We start from the raw sequence: 23,628 nt of genomic DNA, 5'->3' as shown, positions 1-23,628 counted from the left end.
AAAAATGATTTATACTGCCATTGATATAGGCGCATCAAGCGGGAGAATCATGGTAGGTGAACTAAATGAAGGGAAGCTTGACATACAAGAGATTCACAGGTTCGCTAACGGTTTCAGTCAAAGAGACGGGCATTGCTTATGGGATATTGATCATTTGCTAAAACAAATCCTGCAAGGACTGCAAAAAGTAAAGACGCTTGGGTATGAACACTGCACCGTAGGCATTGATACATGGGCAGTCGATTATGTCTTACTGGACGAAAAAGGCGATCGGTTGCGGGAAGCAATCTCCTACCGTGATAGAAGAACAGATCACACAATAGACAAACTGGAACATACCCTCTCAAAAGCCGCAATTTATCAAAAAACAGGAATACAATTTCAGCCTTTCAACACGATCTATCAATTGTTTGAAGAAGACCGTGAGCTGCTGAAAAAGACAGACAAAATTATGATGATTCCTGATTATTTAGGCTATTGTTTAACCGGAAAAGCTGTAACGGAAATCACAAACGTGTCCACAACACAGCTTTTAAACGTCTCAACGGGAAATCTTGATCCTGAATTGCTTGAAGCCGTGTCTGTTCTGGAACAGCAATTTGCGCCGCTCACTGAACCGGGGTGTGAACTCGGAAAGCTAAGAAATGAGTGGTTCCCGGATTATGATCTCCCGGCGTGCAAGGTGATGACAGTCGCAACACATGATACGGCCTCGGCCGTCATTGCGGCGCCAGGCGTACATGATGGCTGGGCGTATATCAGCAGCGGAACATGGTCGTTAATCGGGGTTGAAAACAAAACACCGATAATAACTGATCTTGCTTTAGAAAACAACTATACAAATGAACGCGGCGCAAACAACACCATTCGCTTTCTCAAAAACATTATCGGCATGTGGGTGATACAAGAAGTCAAACAGCAGCTACAAGCAGATTATTCTTTTCAGCAGCTTGCAGAAGAAGCCAAAAAAACAGAACCATTCCAGCAATTTATAAACTTAAATGATAAACGTTTCCTGAATCCAGAAAACATGATAAAGGAAATACAACATTATTGCGGACAAACCCGCCAAAAGATTCCCCGTACTGCAGGCGAACTTGCCTGCTGCATCTACAGCAATTTAGCCATCATCTATGCGATAGCCATCAAAGAGCTCGAAACAATCACAGAAAAACCGATCGAGCAATTTCATATCATCGGCGGCGGAGCCCGGAATGATTTCTTAAATCAATTAACGGCAGACATGAGTGGAAAAGCGGTATATGCAGGGCCGATAGAGGCAACTGCCACCGGAAATCTTTTGATGCAAATGATTGCTGCCAAAGAAGTCAAAGACATAAAAGAAGCCCGGCAAGTCGTCAGAAATTCCTTTCCGATCAAAGTGTTTACACCTAAAGACATTGACAGAAGCACCATCATTCAGTCCTTTCAGCAAACCGTTTTGAAAGCGCTATCTAAATGATGAAGAGGTGAAAAGGTTTGAAAAGAAAAGCCAGTATCATGTTTGTCCATCAAGACAAGTACGAAGAATACAACCAGCGGCATGATGACATTTGGCCAGAGATGGCAGAAGCACTCAAAGCTCATGGAGCACACCATTATTCCATTTTTCTAGACGAGGAAACAGGCAGGCTTTTTGCATATTTAGAAATAGAGGATGAAGAGAAATGGAGAAAGATGGCGGACACGGAAGTTTGCCAAAGATGGTGGAAATCGATGGCGCCATTAATGAAAACAAATTCGGATTTCAGTCCTGTTGCGATAGATCTAAAGGAAGTTTTTTATTTGGATTAAAAAACTGATAAAGGGAGAGAGCCGTATGACCATAAAAGCCAATTATGACAGTGCAAAACAGGCATATGAAAAATGGGGAATTGATGTTGAAGAGGCGCTTCGGCAATTAGAGCAAGTGCCCATTTCGATCCATTGCTGGCAGGGTGACGACATTGAAGGCTTTGAAGTAAATAAGGGCGAGCTTTCAGGCGGAATTGACGTGACTGGCAATTATCCCGGAAAAGCGCAAACTCCTGAAGAATTAAGAAGAGATTTGGAGAAGGCTCTTTCTCTCATTCCTGGAAAGCACCGCGTAAACCTGCATGCGATATACGCAGAAACAAACAGGGAAGCGGTAGAACGTGACGAATTGAAGCCGCAGCATTTTGAAAACTGGGTGAAATGGGCAAAAAACCTTGGTCTCGGTTTAGATTTTAATCCAACCTTGTTTTCGCATGAGAAAGCGGCTGACGGACTCACCCTTTCACACCCTGATCCGGACATCAGAGAATTTTGGATCAGGCATTGCATCGCTTGCCGCCGTATCGGGGAATACTTCGGGAAAGAATTAGGAACACCTTGCTTGACGAATATTTGGATTCCCGACGGCTATAAGGATATCCCGAGTGATAGGCTGACACCCCGTAAAAGACTAAAAGAATCACTGGATCGGATCTTCTCAGAGGAGATCAGTGAACAACATAATCTTGATTCAATCGAGAGCAAGCTGTTCGGGCTTGGCTCCGAATCATATGTTGTCGGATCTCATGAATTTTATTTAGCTTATGCTTTGACGAATCATAAGCTTTGTTTACTTGATACAGGCCATTTCCATCCGACTGAGACGGTATCGAACAAAATCTCGTCCATGCTGCTTTACACAGACAAGCTTGCCTTGCACGTATCGCGGCCTGTTCGTTGGGATAGCGACCATGTAGTGGTTTTGGATGATGAATTGAGAGAAATCGCTCTTGAAATTGTACGAAATCATGCTCTTGAGAAGGTCGCCATCGGTCTGGATTTTTTCGATGCCAGCATTAACCGTGTAGCCGCCTGGACCATCGGAACGAGAAATATGATCAAAGCTTTATTGTATGCCTTGCTTCTCCCGAACGGATATTTAAAACAATTGCAGGAAGAGGGCCGCTATACAGAAAGGCTGGCCCTGATGGAGGAATTCAAAACATATCCTTTCGGAGCCATCTGGGATTCCTACTGTGAGCAAATGGGCGTTCCGGTAAAAGAGGCATGGCTTCATGACATCAAAGAATATGAGCAACAGGTGCTTTTAAAAAGGAAGGCATCTTCTCCGATTGTCTAATAAAAAATCCGCCGCGGCATTTGCACGCGGGCGGATTTTTTTAAGCTTGATCAGCAGGGTATACAATCCCCATTTGCTTTCTTGCTTCTTCCATAATTTTTGCGGTGGTCAAAGACCGTTCAAATGTATTTTCTTCAGATTCCAGCTTATTCTCTTTTATGAGCGTGACAAATTCTTCTGCTTCATAGAACATCGCCGGTTTAGGATCAGGGATCGCGATGTTTTCAAGGCGGCCGTCCCGGTAGCGGATTTCAACACGTTCAGGCCGGTGAATCGTATCGATTACAATCGTCCCGTCTTCACCCTGGATTTCAGCCGGGGCATAGGAAGTAGAGATTTTGGAATGCATCAGAACAGCTTCGAACCCGTCGTAAGACAGAATGACAGTTCCTTCTCCGTCCACTCCGGAGGATAAAGCATATCCGTTTGCTTTTACATCCTTCGGCTCGCCAAACAACACAACAGCCGGATAAATACAATAGACGCCAATATCCATTAATGACCCATTGGAAAGCTCAGGCTGAAACGCATTCAAAACAGTTCCGCTTCTGAACGCGTCATATCGTGAGGAATACTGGCAGTAGCTTGCGGTAAATCTGCGGACAGTGCCGATTTTATGCAAGTGTTTTTTCAGCTCTTTGAAATTCGGCAGGAAAGTGGTCTTCATTGCTTCCATGAGAACAACGCCGTTTGCCTTAGCCGCTGAGATCATCTCTTCTGTTTCTTTTGTATTCGAAGCAAACGGCTTCTCACAAAGCACATGCTTGCCATGGTTCATAAAGAGAACGGCTTGTTCCTTGTGAAGAGCGTTCGGGCTCGCTATGTATACGGCATCAAAGCAATCGCTCGCCGCCATTTCCTGAAGGTCTGAGAAGGCATGCGCAGCGTTGTGTTTAGCAGCAAACTCGCCAGCGCGTTCAGCCGATCTTGAATAAACAGCAGTCAGCTGAAAATCTTCGATATCCGCTGCTGACTCAAGAAAGCGGTCTGTAATCCAGTTGGTTCCTATTATTGCAAAACGTATCACTCGTATCGCTCCTTTTGCATGATATAGCTAAATTATAGCTTAAAAAGAACAAAATCACATGATAGATATAAATAGAATGTTAAAACCGAGAAAGCTTTTCCAGCAATTAACGGTTTTTATTTTTCATTATAGGGACGATAGTGTACAATTTAATTAAACTATGTATGACGGAGGAACGATAGTGGAGACGTTGCAAACATGGAGCGGCAGATTCAAGCGATTCTTCTTGGATAATAAGTTTGTTTTATTTTTGCTTGTGCTGCTGCTGATTGGTTTAAATATTCTAGTATTTACAAAAACATCATTTATTTTCACCCCGATTATTGTTCTGCTCAAAACGATATCACTTCCGATTATTTTGACAGGCATTGTTTTTTATCTGTTAAACCCAGTCGTCGATTTTCTGGAGAGAAGAAGAATAAGAAGAATCTATTCTATATTGCTGCTATATCTATTGGTTATCGGGCTGATCACGATCACGATCGTGTCGATCATTCCCTTCTTAAAAGAACAAATTATGAGTTTGATTGACAATATCCCGAGATATGTGGACGTCGTAGAAAATCAGACGAAACAGCTGATCGGCAGCAACTTCGTCAATCAGGCCCAGCAAACGATGAACATTAATATATCTGATCTTGCTACAAAGGTTTCGGATCAGGCAGCGACGATCGTGAACAGCACCTTTACCGGTGTTGGGAATTTTATCGGCGCACTGACTGAGATTATCATTTCGATCGTCACGGTTCCGTTTATTCTATTTTATTTGCTAAAAGACGGAAGAAAATTACCGGTCTACATACTGAAGTTTGTGCCGACTCGATTGAAAGAACAGACATATACAGTCTTAAGCGAAATGAATCATCGGTTAAGCTCTTATATCAGAGGCCAGATCATTGTCAGCTTCTGTATCGGGTTTTTGCTGTTTATCGGTTATTTGATTATCGGGCTGGATTATGCTTCATTGCTTGCAGTCATTGCGGCTTGCACAAGCATCGTTCCATATTTAGGGCCAACGATTGCCATTACGCCTGCGATTATTATTGCCATAGTGACATCGCCGCTCATGCTGCTTAAGCTGGTGATCGTTTGGACGATTGTTCAGCTGATTGAAGGGAAGCTGATCTCTCCGCAAATTATGGGAAAAAACCTTCACATCCATCCGATTACGATTATTTTTCTGCTGTTAACAGCCGGCAAGCTGTTTGGCGTTGTTGGAATCATTCTTGCGATTCCCGGCTATGCGGTTGCCAAAGTCATTACGACACATTTATTTGACTGGTTTAAAATGCAGTCACATTTATACGATGAAGAAAAAAATGAAAATACGTCGGGTCATAAAGTGTGATTTTCGTTTATAGTTATATAAGACGGGCTTTCCATTTATGGAAAGCTCCCGTTATGTAAAAAAATAAATGTCTAATGGGGAGAATCAAAATCATGACTCTATGGGAATTGTTTGTAGCCGCCATTTTAGGAATCGTAGAAGGATTAACAGAGTACGCGCCGGTTTCTTCGACAGGACATATGATCATAGTAGACGACATCTGGCTTAAATCAAGTAATCTGATGTCAGAAGAAGCTGCTAACTCATTCAAGGTGGTTATTCAGCTAGGCTCCATTTTAGCAGTAGCTATCGTGTTTAAAGACCGAATTTTAAATTTACTGGGCTTGAAAAAAAATATTACAAGCGACCAGGAGCAGGGACATAAATTAAGCATTGCCCAAATTGCCGTCGGACTCGTGCCTGCAGCTGTTCTCGGCTTTTTGTTTGAAGATTACATTGATGAATATTTATTTTCCGTTAAAACTGTGGCCATCGGTTTAATTGCCGGGGCAATCCTGATGCTTTTTGCTGACTGGGTCAATAAACGGAAAACAGCGACAGACACACTCGACCGCATTTCCTATAAACAGGCGATAGCCGTCGGCTTATTCCAATGTCTTGCCCTTTGGCCGGGTTTCTCGCGTTCGGGTTCAACCATTTCCGGCGGTGTTATTCTCGGATTAAACCACCGAGCTGCAGCCGACTTTACGTTTATTATGGCGATGCCGATCATGATGGGAGCCAGCTTTCTAAGCCTTGTGAAGCATTGGGACAGCTTAAGCTCGGATCTGATGCCGTTTTTCATCGTCGGCTTTATCTGTGCCTTTGTGGTCGCACTGTTTGTCGTCCGTTTCTTCTTAAGGCTGATTAACAAAATCAAACTTGTCCCATTTGCAATCTATCGAATTATTCTCGGTGTGATTTTACTTTTGATCATGATGTAAGTCGAAAATAAGGCTCTTTTACGAGCCTTATTTTTTCTGTCAATTCAAGAGGAAACAGCTTGTTTTTCAAAATAAAATCATCTATAATAAACATGACGTTACATACGGGGCCATAGCTCAGCTGGGAGAGCGCTACGCTGGCAGCGTAGAGGTCAGGGGTTCGAGCCCCCTTGGCTCCATACCTTTAAACCCTTATTCTATAAGGGTTTTTTTGTTTTGAGGAAAAGGTTTCATTCTCTGAATCCTCCAGTTGAGTGAAGTCAAAGTGAGCAGTTTATCTGTCAATCATGAATTTTCCAATACCTCCTTTTGTTCCTCAAAGACCGTCATGTCTTCCAAAGGAGGGGAGTAGACATGAAGAGACACCATTCGTTCGGATGTTGGATTGGACATTTTGTGAATTAAACCTTTGGTTGAAATAAGGCATTCTCCTTCGTGGACAAAGTATGAATTGGAGAGTTCTGCGTGTTCGCCGGTTGAACGATAAATAGAATTAAGAAGCTTTCCTTCTAACACCATTGCACAACCAATGGATTGACCATGATCGTGTACTGTTGTCTCCTTGTTTGGCGGAATGTTAATCACGATAATTTCTAATTCATTATTTCGATAGATGGCATTTCGGCCGTAAGCGTACTGGTCTGGTTCCTTAATATACGGTTGACTCAATTTTGCTGCGTTTGGAATTTGTTTTAAAGACGTTGCTAAATCTTTAACCGATGGATTTTTCAAGCCGCCAAAAATGTCTTGGATACACTCATACAGTTCCATTCGTTTTTGCCTCCCGGAATATTTAGAATTTCCTTACATTGGTATTTCATAGGTTAATTCATGGTATTTACCCATATACAATTTAGAGGCGGCAAACGCCCAGTGAACACAAAAAAATGTGGGGGCAAAATGTTGTCTTATCACCAACTTATTTGAGTTTATTAGTTGGAATAGTGGATTGAAAGGATTAAAACGGCCTGCTTTAATTCGCTTGAGGGAACGAGCAGGGATTCATAAGTGCAGTTCTAGACACAATATCGGGGAAAAGCTTTCAAGCTTTCTATGTTGTGCTTGAAATTTACTCCATTGACAAAACACAATCGATTTGAAATAATATTTGATTATATGCTCATTCATTCACATAATTATAATAAAATAATATCATTTCCCCTGAAAGGGAGAATATTAGAATGAAAGCTAATGGTATGCAAAATCTATTAGCTTCTTTTGTTTTCAAAAAATGATGTGTTTCGCATGTATTCATATAGGAAGGAATGACAACATGAAGACAAAACACTATTGGGTGATTTCTTTGCTCGCCGTCTTAGCGGTCGGGCCGGGATTGATGGCTAACACGGCATTGTCGTCAGTTCAAGGCCTTGTTCAGAAAGCGATTGGAACAAGTGTCTTCACATCAGTAAATCCGATATTGATCGGCAATATGGCCTTTGCCTTGTTAGTTCCGGTAGGACCGTTGCTGAGGAAAAAATTCGGTGCTCGTCCCGTCTATCTGGCTTCATTACCTGTCTTTATACTAGGCTCACTGCTCATCGCATGTTCAGGCGATATTGCATTGATGGCGGCAGGGCGCTTTTTACAGGGGGCGGCAACAGGCGTCATGCTGATGATTATGATTCCAATGCTTGTACTGTCATTCCCGATTGAACGCAGGAACTATGCACTGCTTGTGCTGATCGGGGGATTCTATGGTTCTGTTATCATCGGTACAATCCTGGGAACCATTGCAACAAGCTGCGGGCATTGGAGATGGCTGTTTTTCATCTTTGGCACCTTGTCCCTGATCGGTGTCGCGGTGAGCTATTTCTTTCTTCATGATGAGCATCACGGAGCGGCGGATCAAGAACAGCCGCTTGATCGTGCGGGAATTCTTTTATCTGTCTTCCTTGCCGCAGCCTCAGCGGTTTCATTCATTTTTCTGCAAAAATGGGGGCTGTCATCGGGTTATGTATGGATTGGTTTCGGGGTGACGTTATGTTTGCTCATTGGTCTATTGATTGTGGAATATAAAGTGAAAAACCCATTCATATCTATTAAACTGATGCTGCTGCCAAAACCGGTGCTTGGCTTATTGATCATAGCTGCAGGGACGATAACGGTAGCTGTCAGCCTGTCTGCTTTTCAAGGCTTGCTCCGTCAAATGTATGATATTTCTCAGGAACATCTCATTCTTTTAAACTTGACTCTTTTAATCGGAGTGGCGATCGCGGCCATTTTGAGCGCTCTGTTTTATGATAAAGTCGGACCAGGGATGCTCGGTATTATCGGCGGACTCATTCTCGTCTTTGTGAATTTTCAATGGCTGCATATGCAGGATCGATCATCTCTTTATATGTTCGCGGCACTGTTTATCATGCTTGCAGCGGGAACAGGCCTGACAGTCGCCGCAGGGCTGATGGGAGCTGCCATGGGAGGCCCGCTGCCTGATTTGGTCAAGAGAATGACAGCTGTTCAGTTTTTAAGATTGTTTGTCTATATGGGAGTTCCTATTCTCATCGGCTTTTTCACGAAAAAAGATGCTGCCAGACAAAGCGGTTCGGTACAGGATTCTATGATGACTGCTTATCATGATCTCTTCTTCATTTCTTTTATCCTTAGCGTGCTGCTCGTCTGCCTGTCATTTTGTATGAATGCCACTGGAATGGGGCACAAGCTGGCACATAAACCACATGATAAAGCGAAAGCAGCTCCGGAAAAACCGGCCGTTTCAGCAGAAGGTTTGTCGAAGGCAACTGTCAAATCATATAAAGTAATAAATGATACGGAATATCGTAATGCACTCAGAAATTTACAAAAATAGAAACATGGTAAAAACCTTTTCATTGAGCGAAAAGGTTTTTATTTTGCAATCTTTTCCCAACTTTATCCCTAAAGAATTGAAAAATATTAGAAGTGCAAGTAAAATTCTAAAAGGTAGATTCTTTTACATTCGTAATCTTTTAATTCGAAGGAAGGTTTTCATGGCCCGTAAAAAACTTAAAAAACGTAAACTCTTGATTTCACTATTTTTCATTGTATCGATTCCGCTAGCTCTGTTTGTTTTAGCGACAACTTTATCAAAAACGATTGAAACATCCAAAGAAACTGAAGAAATCGATGAACAGCAAGTATTTATAGACAGTCTGTCCGGACATGCCCAAATTTTGTATGAAAAATACCATGTTCTCCCCAGCATCACAATTGCTCAGGCCATTCTCGAATCGGACTGGGGGAACAGTGAACTGGCTGCTAAGGCCAACAACCTTTTTGGCGTAAAAGGGAATTATAAAGGCCATCATGTCACGATGGAAACGGACGAAGTTGAAAAAGGTAAAAGAAAAACCATTCGCGCGAAGTTTCGAAAATACAGCACGTTTTTTGAATCTATGGATGATCACGCCCAATTGTTCGTTCGTGGCACATCGTGGAATAAAAAGAAGTATAAACCGGTGCTTGAGGCAGGGAATTATAAGGAAGCGGCAACCGCCCTGCAAACATCAGGATATGCTACAGATCCTGACTATGCTGACAAAATCAGCGCTATTGTGGAAAAATACGATTTAGATGAGTACGATGAGGTAAATCCATCCCTCAAATCTGTGGATTTAAACGCCTCTATTAAAGACAGTGCCGTTCAAGACGTATGGTCCAAGCCCTCTACTGATGATCGGTCCATAAGGCTTACCTCTGCCCAATCTTACGTCGGCAAAGACATAAAGGTTGTGTCTAGAAAACAGAAAGGCCAGTCTGTATGGTACCAATTCCAAATCAATGATAAACTTATCGGCTGGATTGATGATTCAGCTGTTGAAATAAAGGAGGCAACCTAAGCCCTTTTTACTGGTATTTTTAATTCTTTGTTCCATTAAGGGGAATTTGAGGTATAATATTCCACGGAAGTTATCACTTTTTAACTATGCTTTCGGGAGGGAACAAAGGTGCAGAAATATAGACGCAGAAACACGGTTGCCTTTACAGTATTAGCTTATTTTACTTTTTTTGCGGGAGTATTTTTGTTTAGTATCGGACTCTATAATGCTGATAACCTGGAACTCAATGAAAAAGGTTATTACATCGCTGTTATGATACTTGTAGCAGTTGGTGCGATTCTTACACAAAAAGTAACCCGTGATAACGCGGAGGATAATGAAATCATCGCGGAACAGGAAAAAAGACAAAATCAATCTCATATCGAATCATAAAAAATCCGGCGACTGCACGCCGGATTTTTTTGATATCACCCTGTAAACACTTCGCCGTCAGGATAACGGATATTTGATTGCTCTGTTTTTGCGAATGAAAACACGAACGTTAAAGGACCAATTCTTCCGATAAACATGATGACAATGATGATACACTTGCCAGCTGTTGTCAGTTCAGGAGTAAGCCCCATCGTAAGGCCGACAGTTCCGAATGCGGAAAAGGTTTCAAACACAATTTGAAGAAATGGCGCTTGTTCTGTGATCGTCAGGGCGAAAATCCCTAAAAACACGATGAACAAACTGGTGACGCTCACAGCTAAAGCTTTAATGATAATCGGATATTTGATGGAACGGCGGAAAATAACCGTTTCTTTTTTACCTCTCAAGTAAGCAATAACAGATGTTAAAATCACGATGAACGTAGTCAGCTTAATGCCGCTCGCCGTTGATGCGCTTCCTGCTCCGATAAACATCAATAATAAAGTAAATACAATTGTTCCTTCTCTCATGCTGCCGAAATCTAGAGAATTGAAGCCTGCGGTTCTCGTCGTCACTGCCTGAAAATAGGACGCCCACAATTTATCCACTATATGCAGGTGGCCAAGCGTGCCGGGGTTGCTGTATTCTAAAATAAAGATCGCAAGCATAGCAATCGCATTCAACATCAGCGTTCCTGTAAGCATGAGCTTTGTATGTAAAGAAAAAGCTTTAAAACGCCGATTTTTCATCACATCAAACAGAACCGTAAATCCGATCCCTCCTGTAATAAATAAGAAAGTAATCACGAGGTTCACTGTAGGATCGCCAACGTAGCTCATCAAATTATCAGGCCACAACGAAAACCCGGCATTGTTAAAAGCAGATATTGCGTGAAACAAACTTGCAAACAAGCCGGATGACCAGCCGTATTGAGGTACAAGCCGGATGGATAAAATGAGTGCTGCTATCAATTCAATACTGATCGAAAACAGAAACAAGACTTTGACAAGGCCAATGACACCGCCGATTGTCGGCTGGTTTAAGGCTTCCTGGACGAGCATTCGTTCTTTTAATCCGATTTTTTTTCCTAATATCATGACGATCAAGACCGCAAATGTCATAAATCCAAGCCCGCCAATCTGAATCAGCCCCATAATTACTGTTTGCCCGAATACCGTAAATTGAGTGCCGGTATCGACAACAGCAAGCCCTGTAACAGTTGTAGCGGAAGCCGCAGTAAAAAGGGCATCTATCCATGACAATGGCTTCGTAGTGGAAATCGGAAGCATTAATAGGACAGCCCCGATGATAATGGTAAGGAAAAAACCAATGGCAAGCACTTGAGGCGGTGTAAACCGAACCCATTTGATCACTTTATCCTTTTGAAGTGTCACCTTTGTCTACATCCCTTCGTTTTCAAAACGTTTAATATCCTTTTTGTGGCCCATGATCACCAGGCAATCTTGCTCGTGAATGATGTCTTCAGGCGCGGGGGAAAGACAGATATCTCCATGATGTTTGATGGCTAGGATCGTGCAGCCGTACTTTGCTCTTACATTCAGGTCAATAATCGATTTTGAATCAAGCTTGCGCGTAGCCAGCAGCTCGACAATACTGTATTCATCAGATAGATCAATGTAATTCAAAACATTCTCGTCTGAAAGGCTTTGTGCGATTTTAACCCCCATATCTTTTTCAGGATGAATAATGCGGTCAGCGCCGATTTTTTCAAGCACCTTGTGATGATAATAGTTTTGAGCCTTTACCCAAATATTTGGAATATCAAGCTCCTTTAATAATAGGGTGGTCAGCGTACTCGCTTGAATATTTGCTCCGATGGCAACAATCACATATTCAAAATTGCGTATTCCTAATGAAAGCAATTCGTTTTCTTCGGTGGCGTTGGCAATTACCGCATGAGTGGCGTAAGAAGCATATGCATTGACCTTTTCTTCGTTGATATCAACCGCAAGGACCTCATGCCCCATTCTATGAAGTTCTTTACAAATGCTGCCGCCAAACCGCCCCAGCCCGATCACGGCAAATTGCTTATTTTTAATTCTTCCCAATGTTCATATCTCCCTTAGTGAATTAACGTTTTTGAAGCAAAAAAGACCATTGCAAAGAATGGCCGATAATAGACCTCCTCTCTGTATACGCCTACGAGGTTAGCTGTCGGATTAGGGATTCAGAGTACCCCCTCTTACTTAGTAAGATTCACCCCAAGGCTGTTAATAAAACAGCCAATCGTTGGTTCCCCCGTTCGTGTTTGATTAAGCGGTAAAAGAGACTGTATGAAATTGAACACTCAAGAATTTACTCCTGTTTCTAGTGTTTGTCAATTTAAATTTTAAACCAGATAAAAGATAACGGGGATTAGAGAAAAAGGGGAGGGTAAAACGCAAAAAAGACCGGCGTTAACCGGTCTTTTACATTAGTTGCAACCGCAAGGCTGAGTCGGAGGAGTGCTGCGCTTAGCCACGTCAATGCTGGCTTCTGCGTAAAATTTATTTCCGATGCTTAATGATTTATTCTCCGCACGGAAAGTATATGTACCAGCGGCAGGAAGTGTTTTGTTATTCAGTTTTAATTTGAATTCGCCAGCTCCTAACAAATCAAGTGCCAAAGGAACTCTTACTGTTTTCCCGTTATTGAGGATCTGTGTTGTACGCAAGGCATTTCCGTTCAATGTGTCTTTCGTGTTTGCAGTAAATCCGCTTGGCAATGTAAACTCCATAACGCCAAGGCTGAGAAGCGTGTTTGGACGGTAAGTCAATTCGATATCTGAGAAAGACCATTCCGTTTTGCTGGCGCCAGTGATTGTTGCGAACAATGAAGCTGTAGACTGTGTTCTCATAGTGGATTCAGTATGAGCTTTAGTTGATGTAGATTCAGCCGCGAAAGAAGCTGTAGGTGCAGAAACGAGTAACCCGAGACTTAATGCACTAATTGCCAAAGAAGATAATAATTTGCGTTTCATAACAAAATTCCCCCTAAAAAATGATAAATTAAACAGGCCTGCCCGCTTTTCACCTCCTCTGAAAGGCCAAATACAAATTTTACCTACATAAAATTACCATCAAATATTTTGGAAGTAAATGGGGTGTTTTTCCCGTATTTTTCAAATTTGTAGTAGTTACATCAAAAAAACGCCTGGTTTCCCAGGCGTTTTCTGCTTTACTTTGTTTCGATCGGTATAAATTTAAAAATTTCTCCGGTCTGCACCGATTCAGCAAGCCGTTTCAGCCAGTCATAGTAAGCTTTAGAGCTTTCCAGCTGATCATATAACTGCAGTGCTTCATTTTTGATATCCTCATCGAGATCTTCCTTGCTTAAAACCTTTTGTAAATCAGCTTGTGCTTCCTCGATCGCTGTTACATTCACTTGAACCTCCCGCTCCCATTTAGGTGGAAAGAAATTTGTGAAAAATTTAAAGAAATCCTTCTCAGCCACAAATGTATGCTTGCGGATGCCCCGGTGAAATGTTTTTTTCACTACATTTAAGTCTTGAAGCTTTTTGACGCCAGTGCTCATGCTTGGTTTGCTCATTTGCAACTCCTCACGCATTTCGTCAAGCGTCATCTCATCCCTCATATACATCGTCCCATATAAAATCCCGACACTGCGGGTAATTCCGTAAAGATCCATCGTTTCAGCAATGGAGTCAATAACAAGATCCCGAGCCTGTTCTATAGCTGCAAATTCTGGATTTTCATCCATACTGACCCTCTTTTCCTTTAGAAAATTAAATTCGTTAAGTTATTTCTTTATGTTCTTTATCTTAACGAAACATGAGGAAAAGTCAAAAAGAAAAATCAAAATGGGACTTTGACAGTTTAAAAACCATATGTTAGATTAAGGTTGTTAAAAACATTAAATTTTTATTTAACAAACTTTATTTACGTCAAGGAGGCTTATATGAGTCAAACATTATTCATTGACGGAGAATGGATCAGTGCCGAAAAAGAACAGATCCGCAGTATTATCAACCCCTTTAATCAAGAAGAAATTGCAACTGTAAGCGAGGGAGGGCGAGAGGACGCCATCAAAGCAATCGCAGCCGCACGCAGAGCATTTGACAAAGGAGAATGGTCATCGCTATCCGGGCTTGAACGCGGAAAAATTGTTCTGAAAATTGCGGAATTAATCAGACGCGATCTTGAGGAGCTGGCTGAGCTTGAATCTCTTGATACAGGAAAAACACTCGAAGAAAGCAAGGCCGATATGGACGATATCGCCAATGTTTTTCAATATTACGCCGGCTTGGCAGACAAAGATGGCGGAGAGATCATTTCATCTCCGATTCGTGATTCAGAAAGCAAAATTATTAGGGAGCCAATCGGGGTTTGCGGCCAGATCACTCCATGGAATTATCCGCTCCTTCAAGCGAGCTGGAAAATCGCCCCTGCACTGGCCGCAGGAAACACAATCGTCATGAAGCCGAGTGAGATTACGCCGCTGACGACAATCAAAGTCTTTAAGCTGATGGAAGAAGCCGGTGTTCCAAAAGGTGTCGCGAATCTTGTTCTTGGACCGGGAGCCACAGTGGGCGACGAGCTTGCCGTAAACAAAGACGTCGATTTGATTTCATTTACGGGCGGAATTGAAACAGGCAAAAAAATCATGCGGGCGGCAAGCGGAAACGTCAAAAAAATCGCCCTTGAACTTGGCGGGAAAAACCCAAATATTGTTTTCAAGGACGCGGATTTAGAAGTTGCGGTTGATCAGGCCTTAAACGCTGTATTTTTCCACGCCGGCCAAGTATGCTCTGCAGGTTCCCGCTTGCTTGTTGAGGATGCCATTCATGATCAATTTTTGGCGGAGCTGGTCAAACGGGCAAAACGCATAAAACTCGGAAACGGTTTTCATGCTGAGACAGAAAGCGGTCCGCTTATTTCGGCGGAGCACAGGGCAAAGGTAGAAAAATATGTTGAGATCGGAATAGAGGAAGGCGCGAAGCTGGAGACAGGAGGCAAACGCCCGGAAGATCCTGAGCTTCAAAACGGCTTTTTCTATGAGCCTACTATTTTCTCAAACTGTAATTCTGACATGAGAATCGTTCAGGAAGAGGTTTTCGGTCCTTTATTGACAGTCGAAACCTTCAGCTCTGAAGAAGAGGTAATCGAGCTTGCGAATGATACTATCTATGGCTTGGCTGGAGCGGTATGGTCAAAAGACATTGAAAAGTGCGAACGGGTAGCAGCCCGCTTGAGAATGGGAACCGTTTGGATCAACGATTTTCATCCGTACTTTGCACAAGCGCCATGGGGCGGATATAAGCAATCCGGGTTCGGACGCGAGCTTGGAAAAATAGGCCTTGAAGAATACACAGAAGTCAAACATGTATACCGCAATACAAAACCGGCAGCGGTTAACTGGTTTAATTCATAAGAGGGGGAGATTGATGATGACATTAAATATGAAGGTAGAAAGCATGCAGAAATTCCACACATTTGAAATTCCGACTGTGATTAAGCATGGAATCGGAGCCATCAAGCATACGGGTGAGGAAGTAGCTGCACTGGGTGTTTCAAAAGCGCTCCTTGTCACAGACCCAGGGATTTATAAAGCCGGTGTTGCTGATCCTGTAATCGAATCACTTAAAGAAGCAGGCATTGAAGTGGTGCTCTTTCATAAAGTTGAGCCAAACCCGCCTGTCCGTCTGGTGAATGAAGGATCTGAGCTTTACAAAAAAGAGAACTGTAATGGTTTGGTGGCAGTCGGAGGCGGAAGCTCCATGGATACAGCAAAAGCAATCGGAGTAGAAGCAACTCACGAAGGAAGCGTGCTTGATTATGAAGCGGCAGATGGGAAAAAACCGCTGGAAAACCGCATTCCTCCGCTGACGACAATTCCCACTACAGCTGGAACAGGATCAGAAGTAACCCAATGGGCGGTTATCACAGATGAAGAAAGAGAATTCAAATTCAACACGGGCGGTCCGCTGATTGCAGCACACTTGACCATCATTGATCCTGAGCTTCATGTTTCAATGCCTCCGCATGTGACAGCTATGACGGGAATTGATGCGCTCGCCCATGCCATTGAGTGCTATACAATGAAATTTGCACAGCCAATCACGGATGCGGTTGCCCTAATGGCGATTGAGTATGCCGCTCATTACATTAAGAGGGCATTTGCTGACGGAGAGGATCTGGAAGCAAGGTACGGAATGGCGCAGGCTGCGATGCTTGCCGGTCTTTCTTACGGAAGTGAATCAGCGGGCGCGGCTCATGCGATGAGCCAAACGCTTGGCGGTATTATCCCAGTCGCTCACGGCCAATGTGTAGCGGCAATGATGGGCCCTGTCATGGAATACAACTGGAAGGGCTATCCTGAGAAGTTTGCGCGTATTGCGAAAGCGTTCGGTATTGATACAAGCAAGATGACAACAGAAGAAGCTGCGAAAGCATCTGTCAATTGGATGTATGATCTGGTCGAAGATTTAGAAGTGCCGACTTTAGAAGAGCAGGGAGTATCACCTGATATGATCGAACGCTTGTCTAAAGAAGCTATGAAAGATCCGCAAACCTTCGGAAACCCTAGAGATTTAAATGAAAAAGCATACAACTGGATCTACAAGCGCTGCTTTAACCTTACGCCTAAAACGGTATAATCAAAATCCCGCTCCTTTACAGAGCGGGATTTTTTGGGATAATGAAGCATAGGTGGAAATTTTAGATAAGAAAGAAGGTGCCAGCTGATGTGGAAGCGGATGACTGCAAAAGCGGAAGGCTTATATATCGCAGATACAGAAAGCTTCGTAACAAAGCAAATGGACAAGCTTGATTTTGATTATGGCGGCATCCCCGGCGACTTGCATTTTGGCCTGACCAAAAAAGCGGGAGCCAGAGAACCAATGTTTTCAAGAGGGACTGAAATTTTCAACCGCAGACAAATTTCAATTGTTTCAATAGAGGAATGCAACGAAATCGCTTTAAAAATGGGAGTGCCGAGGATTTTGCCGGAATGGCTCGGGGCGAATGTGGCAGTCAGCGGTATGCCAGATCTTACTTCATTAAAAGAAGGAAGCCGGATTATTTTTCCGAGCGGAGCGGCTCTGCTGTGTGAGGGCGAAAATGATCCGTGTATCCAGCCGGGAGAAGTCATTCAGTCTTTTTATCCGGACCAACCGAAGCTGGCGCCGGCTTTCGTCCGCCACGCACTGGGCATTAGAGGGATTGTCTGTATTGTGGAGAGACCTGGTGCTGTTTACACAGGTGATGAAATAGAAGTTCATTCCTATCAGCGAAAAGTCAAACGAAAAGCAGAAAGGGTCTGATGAAATCAGGCCCTTTCTATCTTTTCTTTAATTTCTTTCATTTGGCTGAGGTGCCGTTTTTCATGATGGCCGATAAAATCGATCCACTGTCTGACAGTCAGCTCTTGAAACACAGGATGCGGAAGCACTCTTTCAAAATCTTCTTCTTTCAGAGAGGCAATCGCAGCAGTCAGCTGCTCTCTTACCACATCAAGCTCACGTTTCATTTGGCTGCCTGAAATAAAATCATGCGCAGGCTCAAGATGACTCGGGGCTTTCCGTTTATTATTTCTGTCCTGTGCTACCTCAAGCGGTTTTTCTTCAATTTCTTTAATCGGAGCGTCCTTTACACGTTCCTTCAACATTTTTTGTGCGGTCATATCGATTTTTTTCAAATGGTCAAGAACTTCCCGTATGCTCCATTCTTCAGCAGAAGGCTTTTGGTTCAGCTTTTCGTCAGAAAGTCCTTTCAATTCGTTCCACGTTTCTAATCTGGCTTCATTAAAGATACTCATCATATCTCCTCCTAAAATGACATTACCATATATATAAGCAATTATCATTTATAAAGCACTTCAAATGGGTTATTTGTCTTAAAATTTTGAAACCTTTCCCGTGGTGTCTCGTATAAATGGTAACGGCGGCCGTTCATCAATGCATTGATGAAGAAAGGATGAGGAAATTGGAGTTATTTGGAGTACCTATACAAACAATTTATCTTTATACGCTTATTATTGCGGGCAGCCTTACGCTATTATTCCTGTTTTTCGGAGATGTATTTGCAGGACTGTCAGAAGGCATTCCGTTTCTTAATCCGACATTAGTGCTCTCATTTTTCACATGTTTTTCAGCGGGCGGATATATAGGTGAACTTGTATTGCCTCTGTCAAGCTTGCTGATTGCGCTTTTATCTTGCATCCTTTCGATCATGCTGGTGGTATTGCTTCACATCTTTGTACTGGTACCATTATCATCTGCAGAAGAATCATTGGCATATAGAGAAGATGATCTCAGAGGAAGACTCGGTAAAGTGATTACAGCTGTGCCGGTTGACGGGTTTGGTGAAGTGGTCATAGAAGGGATAGGCGGGACCATTTCAAAGTCAGCGGTCAGTTTTGATAATCAGCAGATCAGTTACGGGACAACGGTGTTAGTCGTAGATATTAACAACGGAGTTCTTTCGGTTACTCCGCATGAACCCATTTAATATACAAGGAGGAATTTGATATGACAATGCCGATTATAATGATCATCGGAGTTGTATTCTTTTTATTAATTGCACTAATAGCTGTGTTTATTACGAAGTATCGTACAGCAGGGCCTGATGAAGCGTTAATTGTAACGGGGAGCTATCTGGGCAATAAAAATGTTCATGTCGATGAAGGCGGCAACCGTATTAAAATCGTCCGCGGCGGAGGAACCTTTGTCCTTCCCGTCTTCCAGCAGGCAGAGCCGCTAAGCCTATTATCAAGCAAACTCGATGTTTCGACACCTGAAGTCTATACAGAACAAGGAGTGCCAGTAATGGCCGATGGAACTGCGATTATTAAAATCGGCGGTTCTATAGGAGAAATCGCTACAGCAGCCGAACAATTTTTAGGGAAATCAAAAGACGACCGTGAGCAGGAAGCGCGGGAGGTTTTAGAAGGCCACCTTCGTTCCATTCTCGGCTCAATGACAGTAGAAGAAATCTATAAAAACAGAGAAAAATTCTCTCAAGAGGTGCAGCGTGTCGCTTCACAGGATCTCGCGAAAATGGGGCTTGTAATCGTCTCGTTTACCATTAAAGATGTTCGTGATAAAAACGGTTATCTTGAATCATTAGGGAAACCGAGAATTGCCCAAGTAAAACGCGATGCTGATATCGCAACAGCAGAGGCTGATAAAGAAACCCGAATTAAGCGGGCAGAAGCCGATAAAGACGCAAAAAAATCAGAACTTGAACGGGCGACGGAAATCGCTGAAGCTGAAAAACTCAATCAGCTCAAAATGGCTGAATTTCGCAGAGAACAAGATACGGCAAAAGCGAATGCCGACCAAGCATATGATTTAGAGACTGCCAGAGCGCGCCAGCAAGTCACAGAGCAGGAAATGCAGGTTAAAATTATCGAACGCCAAAAACAAATAGAACTAGAAGAAAAAGAAATTCTTCGCCGTGAACGTCAATACGACTCAGAGGTAAAGAAAAAAGCCGATGCAGACCGTTATTCTGTTGAGCAGTCCGCAGCAGCTGAGAAAGCCAAACAGCTCGCGGAAGCCGATGCCAAGAAGTACAGTATAGAAGCAATGGCAAAGGCTGAGGCGGAAAAAGTAAGAATTGACGGGCTAGCAAAAGCAGAAGCGGAAAAAGCGAAAGGAGAGACAGAGGCAGAGGTTATCCGCCTGAAAGGTCTTGCAGAAGCGGAAGCAAAAGAGAAAATTGCGGCTGCTTTTGAACAGTACGGGCAGGCGGCGATTTTCGATATGATTGTCAAAATGCTTCCGGAATACGCGAAACAAGCAGCGGCACCTCTTTCAAATATTGATAAAATCACCGTTGTCGATACAGGAGGAAGCGGTGAATCAAGCGGAGCAAACAAAGTAACCAGCTATGCGACGAACTTAATGTCAAGTTTGCAAGAAAGTTTAAAAGCATCCTCAGGAATTGATGTAAAAGAAATGCTTGAGAACTTTTCAGGAAAAGGAAACGTAAAACAAAGCATTAATGAATTAACAAATGAAATCAAAGAAGCCAAAACGATCCAAAAATCAGAGTAAGGAAAGGGCAGAACCGTATGGTAACTGTACGTGAAGCGAAGTTAGAGGATATAAAGGACATTGCAAAAGTGCATGTAGACAGCTGGAGGACAACATACCACGAAATTATCCCGATTGATTATTTAAACAGCCTGAACTATAAGGAATTTGAAGACAAATGGAAAAGTCGCTCGTTAAAGGGAGTATTTGTTGCTCAGGACGAAAAGGGTTCAGTATTCGGCTTTGCTTCATTTGGACCTATTCGCTCTGAACAAGAAGGCTATGACGGCGAGTTATACGCTATTTATCTTCTGGAAGAGCGCCAGCGGCAAGGTGCAGGCAGGGCGCTCTTAGCAAAAGGAGCAGAGTTTTTGCTTCAACATGGTTTTTCAAGTATGTTTGTTTGGGTTATTGAGCAGAATCCCTCGATTATATTTTATCAGGCCTATTCACCTGAAAGAGTAGCGGAGGACAACTTTGAAATTGCCGGAGTAAGGCTGAAAGAAGTAGGTCTTGGCTGGCCGGATCTTTCAGCTTTAAAAACACTTCTTAACAGATAACGAACAATCCCCCAGCGGAATTCGCTGGGGGATTGTTACTTTTACGCTTTGTCACTTTTAAGCAAACGGGGTGCTGTCATAAATAATAAACATAGGACAATTGCACAAATAATGAATGAAGGTACCATGTAAGTCGCATTATAAGTTAAAGAATAAATCCATACCGGTGTTCCTTTTGGAGCAAAGCTGCCGAAAAACACAGCTCCTGAAATGACATGCGCGGCATAGCGCAGCAAACTGCCGATAAAAACTGCGCTGACCACTGAAACAATCAATTTCCCTTTTGTTTTGGATACAGCGGCTTTACGGACTGAAGAAGCGAAACAGCCGCTTATGCCGATTGCTGCGAAAGCGACAATGTAATCTAACAATAGCTGTACAGGATGTTGAGCAAACAAGTTTCCGATTGCTATTTGTACTAGACCTGTCAACAAACCTGTAGTAAGACCTGCTTTGACACCCCAGCGAAACGAAATTAAAAAGATCGGAATCATCATGATGGAGACCGAGCCTCCTTGAGGCATGCTAAGAAACATTCCTGAGACAATGTCTAAAATAACGGCTGCCGCTGTCATAATGGCAATTTCAATAAGGCGAACCAGTTGCTTAGATTGATTCATATCTATCTCCTTCCATTGACAGACAACCAAAAGGACAACAAAAAAGCAGCACGCGGAAGGATGAGAAAAGTTCCACGCACTGCTTTACGATCTGCAATTCATTTGACTTTGCCACATCCCTACGCCAGCGTTAACTAACAGGTTCAAAGGGTCAGAACGAAACCGCTCACTCTCAGCTTTAATGCTCCCCTTGTGGTCATCAGTATTTAGTTCGTTTCTACTATACAAGAAAACGAAAAAAACAACAAGATCACATGACTGATGTATATGTTCTTTTAAGAAAGTTATATGATACACACGCTTTAGAAATCATGGCGAGGATTATAGTTTATTTGTTTTATAGATTTTTTTTAAAAAAACTATTGCAATAAATAAATACAGGTGTTATATTATTAAACGTCGCTGATGCACAGCGGACACAAACTAGATGCTTCAAAACAACTTGAAAAAGTTATTGACAAAAAAGAAGCTGAATGTTATATTAGTAAAGCTGCTTCATTGAGAAGTAACGAAATGATCTTTGAAAACTAAACAAGACAAAACGTACCTGTTAATTCATTTTTATAAATCGCACAGCAATGTGCGTAGTCAGTCAAACTAGGGCCTGCACGACGCAGGTCACACAGGTGTCGCCGCAGGAAGCGGTGAACTTAACCTGTGATCCATTTATCGGAGAGTTTGATCCTGGCTCAGGACGAACGCTGGCGGCGTGCCTAATACATGCAAGTCGAGCGGACAGATGGGAGCTTGCTCCCTGATGTTAGCGGCGGACGGGTGAGTAACACGTGGGTAACCTGCCTGTAAGACTGGGATAACTCCGGGAAACCGGGGCTAATACCGGATGGTTGTTTGAACCGCATGGTTCAAACATAAAAGGTGGCTTCGGCTACCACTTACAGATGGACCCGCGGCGCATTAGCTAGTTGGTGAGGTAACGGCTCACCAAGGCAACGATGCGTAGCCGACCTGAGAGGGTGATCGGCCACACTGGGACTGAGACACGGCCCAGACTCCTACGGGAGGCAGCAGTAGGGAATCTTCCGCAATGGACGAAAGTCTGACGGAGCAACGCCGCGTGAGTGATGAAGGTTTTCGGATCGTAAAGCTCTGTTGTTAGGGAAGAACAAGTACCGTTCGAATAGGGCGGTACCTTGACGGTACCTAACCAGAAAGCCACGGCTAACTACGTGCCAGCAGCCGCGGTAATACGTAGGTGGCAAGCGTTGTCCGGAATTATTGGGCGTAAAGGGCTCGCAGGCGGTTTCTTAAGTCTGATGTGAAAGCCCCCGGCTCAACCGGGGAGGGTCATTGGAAACTGGGGAACTTGAGTGCAGAAGAGGAGAGTGGAATTCCACGTGTAGCGGTGAAATGCGTAGAGATGTGGAGGAACACCAGTGGCGAAGGCGACTCTCTGGTCTGTAACTGACGCTGAGGAGCGAAAGCGTGGGGAGCGAACAGGATTAGATACCCTGGTAGTCCACGCCGTAAACGATGAGTGCTAAGTGTTAGGGGGTTTCCGCCCCTTAGTGCTGCAGCTAACGCATTAAGCACTCCGCCTGGGGAGTACGGTCGCAAGACTGAAACTCAAAGGAATTGACGGGGGCCCGCACAAGCGGTGGAGCATGTGGTTTAATTCGAAGCAACGCGAAGAACCTTACCAGGTCTTGACATCCTCTGACAATCCTAGAGATAGGACGTCCCCTTCGGGGGCAGAGTGACAGGTGGTGCATGGTTGTCGTCAGCTCGTGTCGTGAGATGTTGGGTTAAGTCCCGCAACGAGCGCAACCCTTGATCTTAGTTGCCAGCATTCAGTTGGGCACTCTAAGGTGACTGCCGGTGACAAACCGGAGGAAGGTGGGGATGACGTCAAATCATCATGCCCCTTATGAC

The 23,628-nt window shown here is 43.4% G+C and carries 22 protein-coding genes, 1 tRNA gene, 1 rRNA gene and 2 riboswitches (1 of these 26 only partly in view); of the genes, 16 read left to right on the top strand and 8 right to left on the bottom strand.

The window, feature by feature from the left end; translation table 11 throughout:
* The first annotated feature begins 4 nt into the window (after positions 1-4).
* Genes rhaB through rhaA form a run of 3 tightly spaced genes read left to right on the top strand, consistent with a single transcriptional unit; the run spans position 5 to position 3,094 of the window.
* Positions 5-1,462 (top strand): rhamnulokinase, encoded by a 1,458-nt coding sequence (rhaB, locus tag NYE20_RS17030; RefSeq protein WP_141949149.1) that lies wholly within the window; start codon positions 5-7, stop codon positions 1,460-1,462.
* A gap of 17 nt (positions 1,463-1,479) precedes the next feature.
* A complete protein-coding gene (gene rhaM / locus NYE20_RS17025) occupies positions 1,480-1,794 on the top strand; it encodes an L-rhamnose mutarotase (RefSeq protein WP_021480470.1) in 315 nt (104 codons plus the stop codon).
* A 25-nt stretch (positions 1,795-1,819) separates the two neighbouring features.
* Complete coding sequence (gene rhaA, locus NYE20_RS17020) at positions 1,820-3,094, top strand: L-rhamnose isomerase (RefSeq protein WP_043940183.1); 1,275 nt, start codon at positions 1,820-1,822, stop codon at positions 3,092-3,094.
* 40 nt (positions 3,095-3,134) lie between these two features.
* Here rhaA and iolU read toward each other — a convergent pair whose 3' ends face one another.
* Complete coding sequence (iolU, locus tag NYE20_RS17015; protein ID WP_041850599.1) at positions 3,135-4,121, bottom strand: scyllo-inositol 2-dehydrogenase; 987 nt, start codon at positions 4,119-4,121, stop codon at positions 3,135-3,137.
* 181 nt (positions 4,122-4,302) lie between these two features.
* Here iolU and NYE20_RS17010 point away from each other — a divergent pair, with 181 nt between their 5' ends.
* The 3 genes from NYE20_RS17010 to NYE20_RS17000 all read left to right on the top strand — a co-directional run bounded on the left by NYE20_RS17010 (position 4,303) and on the right by NYE20_RS17000 (position 6,571).
* Complete coding sequence (locus tag NYE20_RS17010) at positions 4,303-5,469, top strand: AI-2E family transporter (RefSeq protein ID WP_021480467.1); 1,167 nt, start codon at positions 4,303-4,305, stop codon at positions 5,467-5,469.
* A gap of 92 nt (positions 5,470-5,561) precedes the next feature.
* Positions 5,562-6,392 (top strand): undecaprenyl-diphosphate phosphatase, encoded by an 831-nt coding sequence (locus NYE20_RS17005; protein ID WP_014477785.1) that lies wholly within the window; start codon positions 5,562-5,564, stop codon positions 6,390-6,392.
* Between the two features lie 106 nt (positions 6,393-6,498).
* A tRNA-Ala gene (locus NYE20_RS17000) sits at positions 6,499-6,571 on the top strand.
* A 106-nt stretch (positions 6,572-6,677) separates the two neighbouring features.
* On the opposite strand, the gene cdoA is transcribed toward NYE20_RS17000, so the two are convergent.
* Positions 6,678-7,163, bottom strand: coding sequence for a cysteine dioxygenase (gene cdoA, locus NYE20_RS16995; RefSeq protein ID WP_003243534.1), 486 nt, complete (start codon positions 7,161-7,163; stop codon positions 6,678-6,680).
* 502 nt (positions 7,164-7,665) lie between these two features.
* Between cdoA and NYE20_RS16990 the strand changes: the two genes are divergently transcribed.
* The 3 genes from NYE20_RS16990 (at position 7,666) to NYE20_RS16980 (ending at position 10,582) form a co-directional block, all read left to right on the top strand.
* On the top strand, positions 7,666-9,201 hold the full coding sequence (locus tag NYE20_RS16990) for an MFS transporter (RefSeq protein WP_339183531.1): 1,536 nt from the start codon (positions 7,666-7,668) through the stop codon (positions 9,199-9,201).
* A gap of 160 nt (positions 9,202-9,361) precedes the next feature.
* Positions 9,362-10,210 carry an exo-glucosaminidase LytG gene (gene lytG / locus NYE20_RS16985; protein WP_339183528.1) on the top strand — a complete coding sequence of 283 codons (849 nt, stop codon included), beginning with the start codon at positions 9,362-9,364 and terminating at the stop codon, positions 10,208-10,210.
* Positions 10,211-10,318: 108 nt separating this feature from the next.
* A complete protein-coding gene (locus NYE20_RS16980) occupies positions 10,319-10,582 on the top strand; it encodes a YiaA/YiaB family protein (RefSeq protein WP_003222348.1) in 264 nt (87 codons plus the stop codon).
* Between the two features lie 35 nt (positions 10,583-10,617).
* Here NYE20_RS16980 and ktrB read toward each other — a convergent pair whose 3' ends face one another.
* From ktrB to gbsR, 4 genes are all read right to left on the bottom strand, one after another.
* On the bottom strand, positions 10,618-11,955 hold the full coding sequence (ktrB, locus tag NYE20_RS16975) for a Ktr system potassium transporter KtrB (protein ID WP_326153838.1): 1,338 nt from the start codon (positions 11,953-11,955) through the stop codon (positions 10,618-10,620).
* Positions 11,956-11,961: 6 nt separating this feature from the next.
* Positions 11,962-12,630 (bottom strand): potassium uptake protein KtrA, encoded by a 669-nt coding sequence (gene ktrA / locus NYE20_RS16970; protein ID WP_003228942.1) that lies wholly within the window; start codon positions 12,628-12,630, stop codon positions 11,962-11,964.
* A gap of 72 nt (positions 12,631-12,702) precedes the next feature.
* A riboswitch (cyclic di-AMP (ydaO/yuaA leader) is annotated at positions 12,703-12,851 on the bottom strand.
* Between the two features lie 144 nt (positions 12,852-12,995).
* Positions 12,996-13,541, bottom strand: coding sequence for a biofilm surface layer hydrophobin BslA (gene bslA / locus NYE20_RS16965; protein ID WP_003243556.1), 546 nt, complete (start codon positions 13,539-13,541; stop codon positions 12,996-12,998).
* Positions 13,542-13,738: 197 nt separating this feature from the next.
* Positions 13,739-14,281, bottom strand: coding sequence for a transcriptional regulator GbsR (gbsR, locus tag NYE20_RS16960; protein WP_015251366.1), 543 nt, complete (start codon positions 14,279-14,281; stop codon positions 13,739-13,741).
* A gap of 198 nt (positions 14,282-14,479) precedes the next feature.
* On the opposite strand from gbsR, the gene betB reads away from it, so the two are divergent.
* The 3 genes from betB to NYE20_RS16945 all read left to right on the top strand — a co-directional run bounded on the left by betB (position 14,480) and on the right by NYE20_RS16945 (position 17,843).
* Positions 14,480-15,952, top strand: coding sequence for a betaine-aldehyde dehydrogenase (gene betB / locus NYE20_RS16955; RefSeq protein ID WP_103804292.1), 1,473 nt, complete (start codon positions 14,480-14,482; stop codon positions 15,950-15,952).
* Positions 15,953-15,968: 16 nt separating this feature from the next.
* On the top strand, positions 15,969-17,177 hold the full coding sequence (gene gbsB, locus NYE20_RS16950) for a choline dehydrogenase (RefSeq protein ID WP_014477776.1): 1,209 nt from the start codon (positions 15,969-15,971) through the stop codon (positions 17,175-17,177).
* 87 nt (positions 17,178-17,264) lie between these two features.
* A complete protein-coding gene (locus NYE20_RS16945) occupies positions 17,265-17,843 on the top strand; it encodes an MOSC domain-containing protein (protein ID WP_123373916.1) in 579 nt (192 codons plus the stop codon).
* Between the two features lie 5 nt (positions 17,844-17,848).
* Here the strand turns inward: NYE20_RS16945 and NYE20_RS16940 are convergent, their stop codons facing one another.
* Entirely contained in the window at positions 17,849-18,337 is a 489-nt protein-coding gene (locus NYE20_RS16940; protein WP_003242867.1) for a DinB family protein, read from the bottom strand.
* Positions 18,338-18,504: 167 nt separating this feature from the next.
* On the opposite strand from NYE20_RS16940, the gene NYE20_RS16935 reads away from it, so the two are divergent.
* From NYE20_RS16935 to NYE20_RS16925, 3 genes are read left to right on the top strand one after another with little or no spacing between them, the layout of a single operon-like run.
* Positions 18,505-19,029, top strand: a complete 525-nt coding sequence (locus tag NYE20_RS16935) for an NfeD family protein (protein ID WP_032727091.1) — start codon at positions 18,505-18,507, stop codon at positions 19,027-19,029.
* Between the two features lie 20 nt (positions 19,030-19,049).
* Positions 19,050-20,579: a flotillin lipid rafts scaffold protein FloT gene (floT, locus tag NYE20_RS16930; protein ID WP_015384468.1), complete on the top strand. Its 1,530-nt coding sequence runs from the start codon at positions 19,050-19,052 to the stop codon at positions 20,577-20,579.
* A gap of 17 nt (positions 20,580-20,596) precedes the next feature.
* Complete coding sequence (locus NYE20_RS16925) at positions 20,597-21,118, top strand: GNAT family N-acetyltransferase (protein ID WP_003228963.1); 522 nt, start codon at positions 20,597-20,599, stop codon at positions 21,116-21,118.
* 41 nt (positions 21,119-21,159) lie between these two features.
* Here NYE20_RS16925 and thiT read toward each other — a convergent pair whose 3' ends face one another.
* The gene (thiT, locus tag NYE20_RS16920; RefSeq protein WP_003228966.1) at positions 21,160-21,738 is read right to left on the bottom strand and encodes an energy-coupled thiamine transporter ThiT; all 579 of its coding nucleotides are present in this window, start codon (positions 21,736-21,738) and stop codon (positions 21,160-21,162) included.
* Between the two features lie 99 nt (positions 21,739-21,837).
* Positions 21,838-21,939: riboswitch (TPP riboswitch) on the bottom strand.
* 465 nt (positions 21,940-22,404) lie between these two features.
* Here thiT and NYE20_RS16915 point away from each other — a divergent pair.
* Positions 22,405-23,628: ribosomal RNA gene (locus tag NYE20_RS16915) — 16S ribosomal RNA — on the top strand; it runs 326 nt beyond the window's last position.

Origin of the sequence: Bacillus sp. FSL R5-0416 (assembly GCF_037975425.1) — a bacterium.
Classification (GTDB): Bacteria; Bacillota; Bacilli; order Bacillales; family Bacillaceae; genus Bacillus; species Bacillus subtilis.
The sequence above is the reverse complement of the archived record's forward strand: the minus strand, read 5'-3'. Positions and strand labels throughout refer to the sequence as shown.

Excerpts from the sequence above, each read along its gene's own strand:
- rhaB (WP_141949149.1), top strand. The coding sequence starts at position 5 with ATGATTTATACTGCCATTGATATAGGCGCATCAAGCGGGAGAATCATG.
- rhaA (WP_043940183.1), top strand. The coding sequence starts at position 1,820 with ATGACCATAAAAGCCAATTATGACAGTGCAAAACAGGCATATGAAAAA.
- NYE20_RS17005 (WP_014477785.1), top strand. The coding sequence starts at position 5,562 with ATGACTCTATGGGAATTGTTTGTAGCCGCCATTTTAGGAATCGTAGAA.
- cdoA (WP_003243534.1), bottom strand. The coding sequence starts at position 7,163 with ATGGAACTGTATGAGTGTATCCAAGACATTTTTGGCGGCTTGAAAAAT.
- NYE20_RS16990 (WP_339183531.1), top strand. The coding sequence starts at position 7,666 with ATGAAGACAAAACACTATTGGGTGATTTCTTTGCTCGCCGTCTTAGCG.
- lytG (WP_339183528.1), top strand. The coding sequence starts at position 9,362 with ATGGCCCGTAAAAAACTTAAAAAACGTAAACTCTTGATTTCACTATTT.
- bslA (WP_003243556.1), bottom strand. The coding sequence starts at position 13,541 with ATGAAACGCAAATTATTATCTTCTTTGGCAATTAGTGCATTAAGTCTC.
- gbsR (WP_015251366.1), bottom strand. The coding sequence starts at position 14,281 with ATGGATGAAAATCCAGAATTTGCAGCTATAGAACAGGCTCGGGATCTT.
- betB (WP_103804292.1), top strand. The coding sequence starts at position 14,480 with ATGAGTCAAACATTATTCATTGACGGAGAATGGATCAGTGCCGAAAAA.
- gbsB (WP_014477776.1), top strand. The coding sequence starts at position 15,969 with ATGACATTAAATATGAAGGTAGAAAGCATGCAGAAATTCCACACATTT.
- NYE20_RS16945 (WP_123373916.1), top strand. The coding sequence starts at position 17,265 with ATGTGGAAGCGGATGACTGCAAAAGCGGAAGGCTTATATATCGCAGAT.
- NYE20_RS16940 (WP_003242867.1), bottom strand. The coding sequence starts at position 18,337 with ATGAGTATCTTTAATGAAGCCAGATTAGAAACGTGGAACGAATTGAAA.
- floT (WP_015384468.1), top strand. The coding sequence starts at position 19,050 with ATGACAATGCCGATTATAATGATCATCGGAGTTGTATTCTTTTTATTA.
- NYE20_RS16925 (WP_003228963.1), top strand. The coding sequence starts at position 20,597 with ATGGTAACTGTACGTGAAGCGAAGTTAGAGGATATAAAGGACATTGCA.
- thiT (WP_003228966.1), bottom strand. The coding sequence starts at position 21,738 with ATGAATCAATCTAAGCAACTGGTTCGCCTTATTGAAATTGCCATTATG.